Here is an 11,035-nt window from a genome sequence, read left to right as displayed (position 1 = left end):
TTAAAGAATGGCATTTAGTTTATTTGATTGTTTTGGTTGTTGCGAGTTTTGGGACAAAACTACCCCACCACCCTCACTGCAAATAAGTTGTGCAACAGCCCGACAGCAAACAAAGCCATCTCTCTCCTGTCCCCCCTTCTCTGCCTTATCAACCATCCAAACCTTCTCTTATCAGCAGAGAATCCTGCTTCACTCAAATTCCTCTTAAAATACATCTTCAAAAACCTGTATGGCATTTCAACAATCCTCTCGATAACCCTCAACCACTCAAATCCTATTCTGGCAAGATTTCGCTTTGGAATGACGTAAACAGCAGTCTCAACGTCAAACATCCTCAGAACCTTTCTGAAGCTGTAAATATCTACCGAGAGAGATCGAGTTGATCTTTACATCTACGTTTTTGAGCATCTTCATCGTTTTCTCAAAGGCGTCCTTCTCCGATCTGTTTGAATAACCAAGTCCAACGTATATTCCTTCTCAATATTGGTTATCCTAAAGACGTCGTAATTTGAATTAAAAGTAAAAGATTAAGTGTCTGTTTTCTGAATGGGATTTATGGAAAGACAGGTGGTCAGGGGATTTATAGACGGTGCCCTTTCTGTACTCGGGGTTGTAATAGGAGCTTCAAATGCTGAAATTAGCATTGTCATTTCTGCCGGAATTGGTGGAGGCATAGCAAATGCAATTTCAAATGCCTTCGGTGCATTCTCTGCTGAAATGGTTGAAGAGGAAATAAAGCTCAGCGAAGTTGAGAAATCAATGCTTTTAGACCTCAGAAAAACGGAAATTTACAAGGAGATCAGAAAAAAAGTCATGTTGAGGGGGATTATAGATGGAACATCAACTGCATTCGGCAGCTTTCTTCCTGTATTTCCTTTCATTCTGTCACTGATAGTTGGATACAGCGTCAACCTCGCTTTAGCCCTTTCTGTTGGATTGACAGCGACATCACTTTTCATAATTGGTGTGTACTATGGAATTGTGTCGAAGAGAAACATCCTCATTTCAGGAGCCAAAATGGGCCTGATGGGAGTTGTAACAGCCATTGCAACTTTTGCTATCGAGAGAGGTTTAAGACTTATCTGATGGTATTCTGTGGATCTTGACAGTATGGGGCAATTTAATAACCTGACTCCTCAATTTAACCCTCTCTATCTCCTCTGCAATTTCATCCGGAACTTACAGAATTTCCTGCAAACTTCTTTGTCACCCCGAATCCAAGATTCATACTCAAATTTGAACTAAAAATATTTAAGTATTTCTATGAATATACTAAATACGAGAAGGATGAAGTTAAGAAACGTGACTTCGTGTTGAAAGAAGAAGTTGAGGTTGTTTTTGAGAAGAGGGTTACTCCTTTCGGCAATTCAGCAAAGGTTGATGTTCCAAAGAGGTATATCGGGTGGAGGGCCTATGTGATCGTTGTCAGGGATTAAGGGAATTTTGTCCCAAAACCGGTTGTTGCGGGAAAAAGTATTAAATCATAAAATCCACCAGATATCATGGTAATTGGAGTGACAATGGTAAATGTGGCTCCAGGAAAGGAGAAAGAAGTTTATCTTGAGATTAAAAAAAAGAAGGATGTAAGAGAGGTCTACCACGTCTTTGGGGAATTTGACTTTGTTGTAATCATTGACACTCAAAGTTTGTCAGACTTGAACAGGCTTGTTGATGAGATACGGGGAATTGAGGGTGTTACAAAAACCCAAACCGTCGTTGGAGCGGAGATATGACGGAGAGCAAGCACAGAGAGATTAGCGTTGCGGAGTTCTTCGAGAAGAACAAGCACATACTCGGCTACTCCAACCCCGCCAAGGCTATCATCACCGTCGTCAAGGAGGCTGTTGATAACGCCCTCGATGCGTGTGAGGAGGCGGGGATACTACCTGACATCTTTGTCAGAATATCAAAGGTTGACGATCACTTCAGAGTCGTTGTTGAGGACAACGGACCGGGAATTGAGAGGAAACAAATACCCAAAGTTTTCGGGAAGTTACTATACGGGTCGAGATTTCACGAAATAAGACAGAGCAGAGGTCAGCAGGGGATAGGAATATCCGCCGCGGTATTGTATGCTCAGCTAACAACTGGAAAGCCGGCAGTAGTGATATCGAAAACAGCCGATGATGAGAGGGCAACTAAGATGGTGCTGTACATCAATACGAAGAGAAACGAGCCAGAAATTGTTGAAGAGTGTGAGGAAGACTGGTATCTTCCAAGCGGGACAAAAATCGAGCTTGAAATTGCCGGAAATTACGTGAGAGAGAGAAAGCAAAGTGTCCTTGAATACCTGAAAGAAACTGCGGTTATAAATCCACACGCAAAAATAACCTTTGTAGAACCAGATGGAGCTATACACGAGTTTGGCAGGGTTACCGATGAAATTCCACCCTCACCAAAGTCAATCAAGCCCCATCCCCATGGTATAGAGCTTGGAACCCTTATGAACATGCTCAAGGCAACAAAGGCGAATACGCTTAAAAAATTCCTTAAGGAGGAGTTCGTAAGGGTTGGAGACAAGATAGCGGAAGACGTTCTTAGAAGGGCAGGATTTGGCGGAACTGAGAAACCACAGGAAATGGGGAGAGATGAAGCCGCTAAGCTTCTCGAAGCCTTCCGCAGCACGGATTTTCTGCCACCCCCGACTGATTGTCTGTCTCCAATAGGGGAGAAGATGATTTCAAGGAGCCTGATGGCACAGTATTCTCCGGAATTCGTTTATGCTGTAACAAGGAAGCCGAAAGTTTACTCTGGTCATCCGTTCCTCGTGGAGGTCGGAATCGCGTATGGGGGGGAGATAAAGACAGAGAAGGTGATGCTGCTAAGGTATGCGAACAAGATTCCCTTACTCTATCAGCAGGGAGGATGTGCTTTGACAAAAGCAGTTGAGAATGTGAACTGGAAGACCTATGGTTTGATGCAGAATAAGGGGGAACTGCCCTCAGCCCCTGCCGTCATCCTCGTCCATGTTGCCTCGACAAACATCCCTTACACTTCAGAATCGAAGGAGGCTGTGGCAGCAATCCCAGAGATAATTGACGAAACACGTTTAGCTCTGCAGGAGGCAGGGAGGAGGCTTAAGGAGTATATAGATAGAAGAAGCAGACAGCAGAAGAAGAAAAAGAAGGAGGAGATGATAAGCAAGGTTTTACCACTCATCGCTCGTAAAGTCTGCGAGGTTCTGGAGAAAGACCCCATCGAGGTGGACAAGATAGTCGCGAGGATCATGGGGTATCTACACATCGAGAGGGATGTGGCGGAGCAGAACGGAATCAAGGAAGTCGTTCTGAGAGTATCGAACTTCACGAAGTCCAAGAAAGAGTTAAAGGTGTTTGAAATGTGCTCTGGGGAGGTAAAGGCTGATGGTGCGAAGATAACGTCCTCCGGATATACAACAGTCTCATGGATCGTGGCACTGAAGCCCGACGAGGAGGTCGAGCTGAGATATTCCCTCAGGGGTAGAATACTCAACAGAAAACCGCTTGTTGAGGGTGTGGAAAAGGATATTCTAAGTGGTGCAGAGATTATGGCTCTGGAATGACTCAGCAGGTAAGATGAGCTGCCAGAATTACCTTTCTATTCTTTTTCAGCAATTCGTTGTAAACTTTGACCGCCTCACCCGTCATCGCCACTATGACCTCCTTTCCCCTCTCTTTAAAAGCCCTTACCACTTCATCGTCAACTCTAACCCTTCCATTCGCCCCTGTACCGAAAATTATAACCTCAAAGTCAAGATCGAGTATGCTGGCAACATCCTCAAGCTGAACTCGGTGCCCCTCCTTTCTCCACCATCCATCCCTCAGATAGCCTGAACCCACTATAACATCAGAAGTGTATTCTTTTCCATCAATCCTTATCCTGCCGAAGGAGTAATGCTCAACCTTCATGGTTTTCAACTCACCCACACTTCATATAATCCTTTAACCTGTCCCGCCTGCAACCCTCGCCGCTATTACCTCAAAAATGATTTTGGCAGCTAAGGTTTGGGTGATTTTATTCTGGTCTGGAACAACTTCACATACGTCAAAACCGACAACTCTGTCAGCAATCCTTTCAACAAGTCGCAAAAAGTCTAAAGGGGCTAAGCCAAAGGGCTCAGGAGTTGATACTCCGGGAGCAAAGGATGGATCGAAGACATCCATGTCTAATGAAAGGTATATCCTGTCGTAGCTCTTCAAAAGTTTCAATGCCATCCCAATGTCATATCCCCAAGAGTAAATCCATTTCACATTGTCTTCAGCAAACTCCTTTTCCTCCTTTGTCCCGCTTCTCACTCCAAGAATTATCACATCCCTACCGCTCTCAAGAACTCTTCTTATTGTGCATGCATGGTTGTATCTGCTACCATCAAACTCATCTCTCAGATCGAAGTGGGCATCGAAAACAACATAACAGGCATCATCGAACTTTTGTGATGCTGCAACGCTCACGGTGTGTTCGCCGCCGATTGCAATTGTAAAAGCCCCAATTCCAGACGTAAGTTCGTTAACTCTCTTTAGTATATTCTCAAAGGGTCCATCGCAGTTGACATTTCCTGCATCGCATACTCTAATCAAACTCAGCTCAACATCAAAAAGATTAGAATAGCTTTCAAGATTCCAGCTTGCCTCCCTTACAGCATTCGGGGCAAATCTCGAACCTGACTTGAAAGATTGTGTGGCGTCGTATGGTATTCCGAATATAACGTATTCAGCTTCTTCCAAATTCGAATTGGAAATTGAGAAATAGGAGTCAATGTGCATTACGCCATTCTCTCAATCTTTCTCTTTCCGAGAGACTCAAGATACATCACTTCTCTTCCCGGTTCTATTTTGTCCTTGAGCTCCTCTGGGATCTCAAGTTCAAAGGTCTCGTAGGTTTCCATGTCCATTAGCTGGGCTACGTTACCCGTAACGCTGATGATCTGAGCCCTCTTCCGTTCGACTATCGGAACGTAGATTTTTGCTGTAACGGGCTGAACTATACTCCTCTTCTGCGAGTCGAAAATGCCGATAGCATCAATTCTTGCCTTTGCAGCACCATGTTTACCGGGCTTACTCACAGACATGCTGATAATTTCACAAGGCTCGTCATCAATAACCACGTATCCCCCCTCTCTGAGCTGTCTAACCTCAACCTGCTGCCTCATATTCAACCCCCTTCGCTGCTTTCTTTTGTGTAAATTTAAACTTTTCCCATATGTTATTAAATCCCAATCAAATTAGTATCAGTATGAGTTGGAGAAAAGTGAGAAGGATCGTTCTGTTTTACTCGATGGTCGCCACCGGAATTGTTACAGCAATAACTGGTCTTGTCCTATACTTCTGGCCCCATGGCCCTAAGGCAGGGCAGTTAATAATTTTCGGCTTTCAAAAGCAGTTCTGGCAGGACATCCATACCTATCTTGCCTTGACGGCAGCAATCCTCATCATCCTGCACGTCATCGAGAACAAAGCCTGTGTGAGGATGTACATAAGGGAAACCCTTAAAGGTTGAATTTTTCAATTGCCATCTTGACTACCCTTTCAACACTTTTTTCCGGCTTTATGGTTATCACTGGCACGTCAACAATCTTCTCGACGAGACTGCTGATTATTGGTGCACAAATAATCGCTCTCGCTCCATCTTTCTCAGCTCTCACAACCGCAACTATCGCATCTTCGAGCGTGGTAGCAGGGTAAACCCTAACTCTTTCATCAAACCTCTTTTCCTCCACAACATACCTTGCGGCGATCAGGGCAACGAAGTTTCTTTCCTCATGCAGAGCGGAGAAAATTTTAGCAAGCGTATCGTATCTCGGCTTGTAACCTCTTAGAATCTTGTAAAGCGTTGATTGAGGAATGTCAGCTTTTCTCGCAAATTCTGCAGGCGTCAGACCTTTTTCAGCAAGCACCCTTCCAAGGCATCTCCCAAAATCTTCGCCTCTCGCGATACACTCCACAAGTCTTGATATCATGACCAAAATAGAGTATTAATAAATAAAATTTTTCTGATTTGGATAATATCAAGCCAAATGGGAAAGATTATAATCAAGGAGAGTTATGTTAAGGCATGAGAAGGTTGATTATCCTCGCAGTGGTATTTGCGATAATCCTCGCTGGATGTCAGCAGACTGAAATGGAGAAGAAAAAGGTCAAAGTTGTTACAATGTCTCCTCGTGATATGGTGGAGCAACTTAAGCTTGGGGAGATTGATGCTTTCGTTGCGTGGGAGCCCTTTGTAAGCGAGGCTGTTGTGAATGGTTTTGGAAAAATAATATCTACCTCACACGATATATGGCCGAATCACCCATGCTGTGTTGTCGCGATATCAGACAAATCAAACAGGGATGTTGCTGTTGCCCTTGTCTGGGCACACGTTAAGGCAACAAGATTCATAAATTCAGAGGAGAACAGAGAAAAAGTTCTTGAATATGCCTCAGAATTTACAGGCAAAGATAGGGAGGTTATAGAGGAGGCTCTGGAGAGGATAAGGTTTGTCGAGTATCCAGACAAAGAAGAGTTTGTTAAATACTATCGGGAACTCGAAAGGGGAGGGTATCTGACGAAAAAGCCAAGAGACCTCGGATATGACAGTGAAGATGAATTTTTGAAAGACCTTCTCTACAGCGAGTTTTACAACTATGTCTTAGAAAGGTTGAAGGAGAACGAGAACTGGGTGCCTGAGAAGGTAAACAAGAAAGTTAGAGTGGGATATTTGACAGCCGACTTGCACCAGCTTGCCTTTTACGTTGCGATGAAGGAGGGTTACTACGAGCAGGTTGGATTGGAGGTGGAAGCGAAGGAGTTTGCGAACGGTGTGATGGAGATGGAGGGATTCAAGAATGGGGAAATTGATGCAGGATATCTCGGCGGCGCTCCGGCTACTCTGAAAAGGGTTAATGATGACATCAGCATCAGCATCATTGCGGGGGCGAACAATGAGGGTTCAGCGATCGTGGCAAAGGATGCAAAGAGCTTGGAGGAGCTTGCAGGAAAGAAGGTCGCCATACCGGGTTTCGGCACTGTACAGGATTTCTTGCTAAGGATTGCTGCTGAAAAGGCAGGTTTGGAGATAGGCACATGAGACTGAAAAGTGCTGCCTTCTTTATCTTTCTATGGTATGTAGTGGCATTCTTTACTGAACTACCTCACCCCCACGAGGTGGCTGAGAAGTTCTTTTATCTCCTTTTCACTCCCGAACCCGTTCTCGGAAAAACACTCCTTGAACATGCGTGGGCAAGTTTGCTTAGAGTCATTTTTGCATCATCAGTAGCCTTCAGTATTGCCATTCCGCTCGCCATTCTGACAGGCTGGAACAGAAATGTAGGAGAGATTTTAATGCCTGCAATCGAGGCAATTCGCCCAATCCCACCTTTGGCATGGATTCCTCTCGCTTACATCATCTTTGCACCTTTCCCCAACACTGTTCAGATTTCGCAAATTTTCATAGTCTTCGTCGGGTCTTTTTTTCCCTGTTTGATTTCGGTCTTTGACTACGCAAGAAACGTCCCTGAGGAGTTTCTTGAGATGGCGAAGGTATTCAGAGCCAATGATTTGCTCATTCTGAAGGAGATTGTTGTCCCCCACTCTTTGCAGGGTATAATGACAGGAATAAGAATAGGGCTTGGCGTGGGGTGGATGAGCATAATTGCTGCCGAGATGATTGCAACATCGGGTGAGGGGCTTGGATACTTCATCATGACGATGTATCAGGTTGGTGGGAGGGTTGCGGAGATCGTTGCAGGGATGGCCATGATCGGGATAGTGGGGTATCTTATGAACTCGGTGCTGCTCAGGGCTGAAAGATTGGTGATGCCATGGCGTTGAAGGTTCTGAACGTTTCGAAATACTACGGAACTCTGAAGGTTCTTGATGGAGTTACCTTTAGCGTTGATGAGGGAGAGTTCTTGTGCATAATCGGAGAGAGCGGATGCGGTAAAACCACAATACTCAAAATAATAGCGGGGATCGAGAAAGCAGACAGTGGAGAAATCGTTTTTGATTCCGGAGGCAGGATAGGGTTCGTTTTTCAGGATGATAGACTTCTTCCTTGGAAGACTGTTTACGAAAACGTGATGTTTGCGGTAAAGGCTACGGGATTTGAAGTGAATACTCCAGCAGTGAGAGAGACTATAGAGCTTGTCGGTCTCTCAGGATTTGAGGGTTACTATCCAAAGCAGTTGAGCGGTGGCATGAGACAGAAAGCCGGAATTGCAAGGGCATTGGCGGTTCAGCCGGATTTGTTACTGATGGACGAACCCTTCGCCAGTCTCGATGCACGGACAAGGGAAAGGATGCAGGAGGAACTTTTGAAGATAGTTAAAGGAAAAACTGTTGTTTTCGTCACTCACAGCATTGATGAAGCTCTCTTTCTTGCGGACAGGATTGTGGTATTTTCACCACGCCCGGCAAGAGTTGTCAGAACGGTTGAAGTAGACCTACCAAAGCCGAGGGATAGAACTTCGCAGGATTTTGCTGAACTCAGGGTGGAGTTATACAGGAGTTTGGAGTAGCTATACGCCCGACAGTAGATGGTTCAACACTTCGTCCGACCTTATTTCCCTCTCAAGTCTGTTCAGTAACCTCTTTTCCTCTTCCGTGAGTTCAGACTTAGATTTCAATTCGACGTATCTTTCAGCCTTACGGTATTTTGTGTATGCCTCCATCGTCTTACGCAGGAAATGTATTGCTGCTTCACCGCTATTTCCCTTGCCATTTAGCTCCGAAATAAGCTTTGCAATCTTCTGATCTATTTTCCATCTGTAGTCTGTGTAAACTTCATCGGTTACAGTGTAGACAGCATAGCTGCAGCCATCAAACCTCTTTCCATCCTCGTGAACAACCCTGAGATTTTTGTCCAAATACAAATTTTCGTCTTCAGCGTCTATACTCTCTCTGAAGCATACAAAATGTCCTGTTTGCAGTATCTTTTGTCCGGTTTTAGGCTCTGCAATTGCAAACCTGACTCGCTCGTCAATTATCCTGTCGTGGGTGTCCAGAGAATCTATAAGCCTCAAAATTTGATCCGATATGGCTGAGCCAAATGCCATGTAGGGCAGAAGAGCAGGGAAAATCAAACCAACATCGAACTCTTTGAAGACCTTTTCGACAAAATCTTTGTATTTGTCGTATTTATCCAGATCATACACCTGCACTCTCAGCGTTATGTGGTCAGAAGTGAAATCATCTTCAGCCAAGACAACGTTGCTGAAAAAATCACCGTGCCATCCGATTTCAGCATTCTCCTTGATGTAATGCACGGTTGTAATCGTTGGCTCCGTCCCTACCTGATACGTTGTTGCAACAAACAAATCGTTTGTGTCTTTGCTGCCGAAAAGCCTGTTGGCATCGTATTTCTCAAGAACCATTACACCACTTAGAAAAACCGTCACCTGACCTGCTTTTTTTATTAAATTTGACCCTTCAAATCTTTCCACCGGAGATTTTAGTTCAGCCTTCTCTGCAATTTTTTCAGGTGCACCCCACCAGTGTAGTTTCATAACATGCTTGCCACTTGAGCACATTTATCCTTTACGCTGACAAAAAGCTTAATTTATTTTTCAGTAAATTCAGAAATCATGCGAAGTAACTGGCTTGCGTTGATCCCAGTTGGTCTTGGTCTGTTTATGGTTCTTCTCGATGTCAGCGTTCTAAACGTTGCATTGCCGAGAATTGCAGAGGATTTCAACGCAAAGGCTTCCGATGTGCAGTGGATACTCAACGCCTACACAATCACAATGGTTGTTTTGCTCGTTCTCGCAGGTAAGCTCGGCGACATGATGAGGAGAGACTATTATTACATGGCCGGGATGGTTTTATTTGGCCTCAGTAGTTACCTTTGTGCAGAATCTTGGGATGTTGGATCTCTCATCGGTTTTAGAGTTTTGCAGGCCTTTGGAGGTGCAATGCTCAGTGGTAACATTCTCGCAATCATGGTAGAGTTGTTTCCACCGGGTAAAAGGGGAGCTGCAATGGGTCTAAATGCAATTTTAACCGCATCTGCGTTCTCACTCGGTCCGATAATTGGAGGGTGGTTGACAACAAATTTGAGCTGGCACTGGGTTTTTTACATTAATGTTCCTGTTAGCATAGCTGCAGTTGCGATGGCGTGGCTTTTCCTACCTCCAATGCCAGCTAAAACCAAGGAACCAATTGATTTTGTTGGCTTGATTCTGCTATCTGTCGGTCTCGGCGCCTTAACGCTGGGTATAATCAAAGGACAGGACTGGGGATGGTGGAATCAGAAAACGCTTGCATGCTTCATCATTGCTTTTCCCTATCTACTGGCATTCATAGTCAGGGAAATGACGTATCCGTATCCATTGCTCGATGTGAGCTTATTCAGAGTAAGAAATTTCACTGTAGGGATAACGGCGTTGTCTATCCTTTTCCTTGGTCTTTCAGCCAGTCTTTTCATTTTGCCCTTCTTTCTTCAGGGTATTAAGGGGTTGACAGCAGAGGATGCTGGTTACTGGCTCGTCGCCATACCTCTGACAAATGCCGTGGTAGCACCAGTTGCCGGAAGGCTCAGTGACAGGATAAACCCGAAATACATGATGACCATAGGCCCAATTTTTTTCTTCATTGGCTTGTATTTCCTTTCGACAATTGACTATGATACTGAGTATTGGGAACTGTTTCCGAAACTGATGACACTCGGAGTTGGAATCGGTCTTTTGATGCCTCCAGCCTTCAACGTCATCATGGCATCAGTGCCACCCCACAAGGCAGGAATGGCTAATGGTGCGGTGAGAACTATAAACACCCTTGCTCAAGCTCTCGGAGTTGCAATTGGAGGGGTTCTGCTGACGGAGAAAATGAAAGACCTCATTCCGGGCTACGGTAATCAGCTGCCCGATCCGGGAACGATGGGGATGCTGAAATTCTTGGCAGTAATGGGCAACCCTGTTCCACTCGTAGTGATGTCAGACTCCTTCATTGAGAGTCTTCATTATCTATTCCACTCAGTTCTATGGCTTCCAATTGTCAGTCTTATTGTTATTGTGCTGTTTCTCAGTGGAGAGGAGCATCTGAGGAGGGTAGCCGGTTAAATGATGGTGGAAAAATTAAGGCGA

The 11,035-nt window shown here is 44.8% G+C and carries 14 protein-coding genes and 1 pseudogene; 9 read left to right on the top strand and 6 right to left on the bottom strand.

Features of this window, described 5'->3' with window-relative positions; all coding sequences use genetic code 11:
- Window positions 1-59: 59 nt before the first annotated feature.
- Window positions 60-500: pseudogene (locus BP688_RS00715) on the bottom strand (ISNCY family transposase); the annotation flags it as partial.
- 55 nt (window positions 501-555) lie between these two features.
- Between BP688_RS00715 and BP688_RS00710 the strand changes: the two are divergent.
- The 4 genes from BP688_RS00710 to BP688_RS00695 all read left to right on the top strand — a co-directional run bounded on the left by BP688_RS00710 (window position 556) and on the right by BP688_RS00695 (window position 3,541).
- Window positions 556-1,086, top strand: coding sequence for a TIGR00267 family protein (locus BP688_RS00710; RefSeq protein ID WP_290623753.1), 531 nt, complete (start codon window positions 556-558; stop codon window positions 1,084-1,086).
- Between the two features lie 74 nt (window positions 1,087-1,160).
- Window positions 1,161-1,436 carry a DUF2080 family transposase-associated protein gene (locus BP688_RS00705; RefSeq protein ID WP_349681798.1) on the top strand — a complete coding sequence of 92 codons (276 nt, stop codon included), beginning with the start codon at window positions 1,161-1,163 and terminating at the stop codon, window positions 1,434-1,436.
- Window positions 1,437-1,502: 66 nt separating this feature from the next.
- Entirely contained in the window at window positions 1,503-1,733 is a 231-nt protein-coding gene (locus BP688_RS00700) for an Lrp/AsnC ligand binding domain-containing protein (RefSeq protein ID WP_290598211.1), read from the top strand.
- Window positions 1,730-3,541: a DNA topoisomerase VI subunit B gene (locus tag BP688_RS00695; protein ID WP_290598212.1), complete on the top strand. Its 1,812-nt coding sequence runs from the start codon at window positions 1,730-1,732 to the stop codon at window positions 3,539-3,541. The genes BP688_RS00700 and BP688_RS00695 overlap by 4 nt, the downstream gene beginning before the upstream one ends.
- Window position 3,542: 1 nt before the next feature.
- On the opposite strand, the gene BP688_RS00690 is transcribed toward BP688_RS00695, so the two are convergent.
- Genes BP688_RS00690 through eif5A form a run of 3 tightly spaced genes read right to left on the bottom strand, consistent with a single transcriptional unit; the run spans window position 3,543 to window position 5,128 of the window.
- Window positions 3,543-3,887, bottom strand: coding sequence for an Mth938-like domain-containing protein (locus tag BP688_RS00690; RefSeq protein ID WP_290598213.1), 345 nt, complete (start codon window positions 3,885-3,887; stop codon window positions 3,543-3,545).
- 33 nt (window positions 3,888-3,920) lie between these two features.
- Complete coding sequence (gene speB / locus BP688_RS00685; RefSeq protein ID WP_290598214.1) at window positions 3,921-4,742, bottom strand: agmatinase; 822 nt, start codon at window positions 4,740-4,742, stop codon at window positions 3,921-3,923.
- A complete protein-coding gene (eif5A, locus tag BP688_RS00680; RefSeq protein WP_290598215.1) occupies window positions 4,742-5,128 on the bottom strand; it encodes a translation initiation factor IF-5A in 387 nt (128 codons plus the stop codon). Before eif5A ends, speB begins: the two co-directional genes overlap by 1 nt.
- A gap of 83 nt (window positions 5,129-5,211) precedes the next feature.
- Between eif5A and BP688_RS00675 the strand changes: the two genes are divergently transcribed.
- Window positions 5,212-5,475, top strand: a complete 264-nt coding sequence (locus BP688_RS00675) for a DUF4405 domain-containing protein (protein ID WP_290598216.1) — start codon at window positions 5,212-5,214, stop codon at window positions 5,473-5,475.
- On the opposite strand, the gene BP688_RS00670 is transcribed toward BP688_RS00675, so the two are convergent.
- Window positions 5,465-5,935 (bottom strand): helix-turn-helix domain-containing protein, encoded by a 471-nt coding sequence (locus BP688_RS00670; protein WP_290623751.1) that lies wholly within the window; start codon window positions 5,933-5,935, stop codon window positions 5,465-5,467. The genes BP688_RS00675 and BP688_RS00670 overlap by 11 nt on opposite strands.
- Window positions 5,936-6,030: 95 nt before the next feature.
- On the opposite strand from BP688_RS00670, the gene BP688_RS00665 reads away from it, so the two are divergent.
- From BP688_RS00665 to BP688_RS00655, 3 genes are read left to right on the top strand one after another with little or no spacing between them, the layout of a single operon-like run.
- Window positions 6,031-7,044, top strand: a complete 1,014-nt coding sequence (locus tag BP688_RS00665; protein WP_290598218.1) for an ABC transporter substrate-binding protein — start codon at window positions 6,031-6,033, stop codon at window positions 7,042-7,044.
- On the top strand, window positions 7,041-7,787 hold the full coding sequence (locus BP688_RS00660) for an ABC transporter permease (protein WP_290598219.1): 747 nt from the start codon (window positions 7,041-7,043) through the stop codon (window positions 7,785-7,787). Before BP688_RS00665 ends, BP688_RS00660 begins: the two co-directional genes overlap by 4 nt.
- Window positions 7,778-8,473 (top strand): ABC transporter ATP-binding protein, encoded by a 696-nt coding sequence (locus BP688_RS00655; protein WP_290598220.1) that lies wholly within the window; start codon window positions 7,778-7,780, stop codon window positions 8,471-8,473. The genes BP688_RS00660 and BP688_RS00655 overlap by 10 nt, the downstream gene beginning before the upstream one ends.
- Here BP688_RS00655 and BP688_RS00650 read toward each other — a convergent pair whose 3' ends face one another.
- The gene (locus tag BP688_RS00650) at window positions 8,474-9,460 is read right to left on the bottom strand and encodes a hypothetical protein (protein ID WP_290598221.1); all 987 of its coding nucleotides are present in this window, start codon (window positions 9,458-9,460) and stop codon (window positions 8,474-8,476) included.
- Window positions 9,461-9,538: 78 nt separating this feature from the next.
- On the opposite strand from BP688_RS00650, the gene BP688_RS00645 reads away from it, so the two are divergent.
- Window positions 9,539-11,011: a DHA2 family efflux MFS transporter permease subunit gene (locus BP688_RS00645; RefSeq protein WP_290623749.1), complete on the top strand. Its 1,473-nt coding sequence runs from the start codon at window positions 9,539-9,541 to the stop codon at window positions 11,009-11,011.
- Window positions 11,012-11,035: the final 24 nt, after the last annotated feature.

The sequence above is a fragment of the Archaeoglobus sp. UBA230 genome (assembly GCA_002507545.1).
Lineage (GTDB): Archaea > Halobacteriota > Archaeoglobi > Archaeoglobales > Archaeoglobaceae > Archaeoglobus.
Note: the sequence above shows the minus strand (reverse complement) of the source record. Positions and strands in the feature narration are given on the sequence as shown.

Excerpts from the sequence above, each read along its gene's own strand:
- BP688_RS00650 (WP_290598221.1), bottom strand. The coding sequence starts at position 9,460 with ATGAAACTACACTGGTGGGGTGCACCTGAAAAAATTGCAGAGAAGGCT.
- BP688_RS00700 (WP_290598211.1), top strand. The coding sequence starts at position 1,503 with ATGGTAATTGGAGTGACAATGGTAAATGTGGCTCCAGGAAAGGAGAAA.
- BP688_RS00690 (WP_290598213.1), bottom strand. The coding sequence starts at position 3,887 with ATGAAGGTTGAGCATTACTCCTTCGGCAGGATAAGGATTGATGGAAAA.
- speB (WP_290598214.1), bottom strand. The coding sequence starts at position 4,742 with ATGCACATTGACTCCTATTTCTCAATTTCCAATTCGAATTTGGAAGAA.
- BP688_RS00710 (WP_290623753.1), top strand. The coding sequence starts at position 556 with ATGGAAAGACAGGTGGTCAGGGGATTTATAGACGGTGCCCTTTCTGTA.
- BP688_RS00670 (WP_290623751.1), bottom strand. The coding sequence starts at position 5,935 with ATGATATCAAGACTTGTGGAGTGTATCGCGAGAGGCGAAGATTTTGGG.
- eif5A (WP_290598215.1), bottom strand. The coding sequence starts at position 5,128 with ATGAGGCAGCAGGTTGAGGTTAGACAGCTCAGAGAGGGGGGATACGTG.
- BP688_RS00645 (WP_290623749.1), top strand. The coding sequence starts at position 9,539 with ATGCGAAGTAACTGGCTTGCGTTGATCCCAGTTGGTCTTGGTCTGTTT.
- BP688_RS00695 (WP_290598212.1), top strand. The coding sequence starts at position 1,730 with ATGACGGAGAGCAAGCACAGAGAGATTAGCGTTGCGGAGTTCTTCGAG.
- BP688_RS00675 (WP_290598216.1), top strand. The coding sequence starts at position 5,212 with ATGAGTTGGAGAAAAGTGAGAAGGATCGTTCTGTTTTACTCGATGGTC.
- BP688_RS00655 (WP_290598220.1), top strand. The coding sequence starts at position 7,778 with ATGGCGTTGAAGGTTCTGAACGTTTCGAAATACTACGGAACTCTGAAG.
- BP688_RS00665 (WP_290598218.1), top strand. The coding sequence starts at position 6,031 with ATGAGAAGGTTGATTATCCTCGCAGTGGTATTTGCGATAATCCTCGCT.
- BP688_RS00660 (WP_290598219.1), top strand. The coding sequence starts at position 7,041 with ATGAGACTGAAAAGTGCTGCCTTCTTTATCTTTCTATGGTATGTAGTG.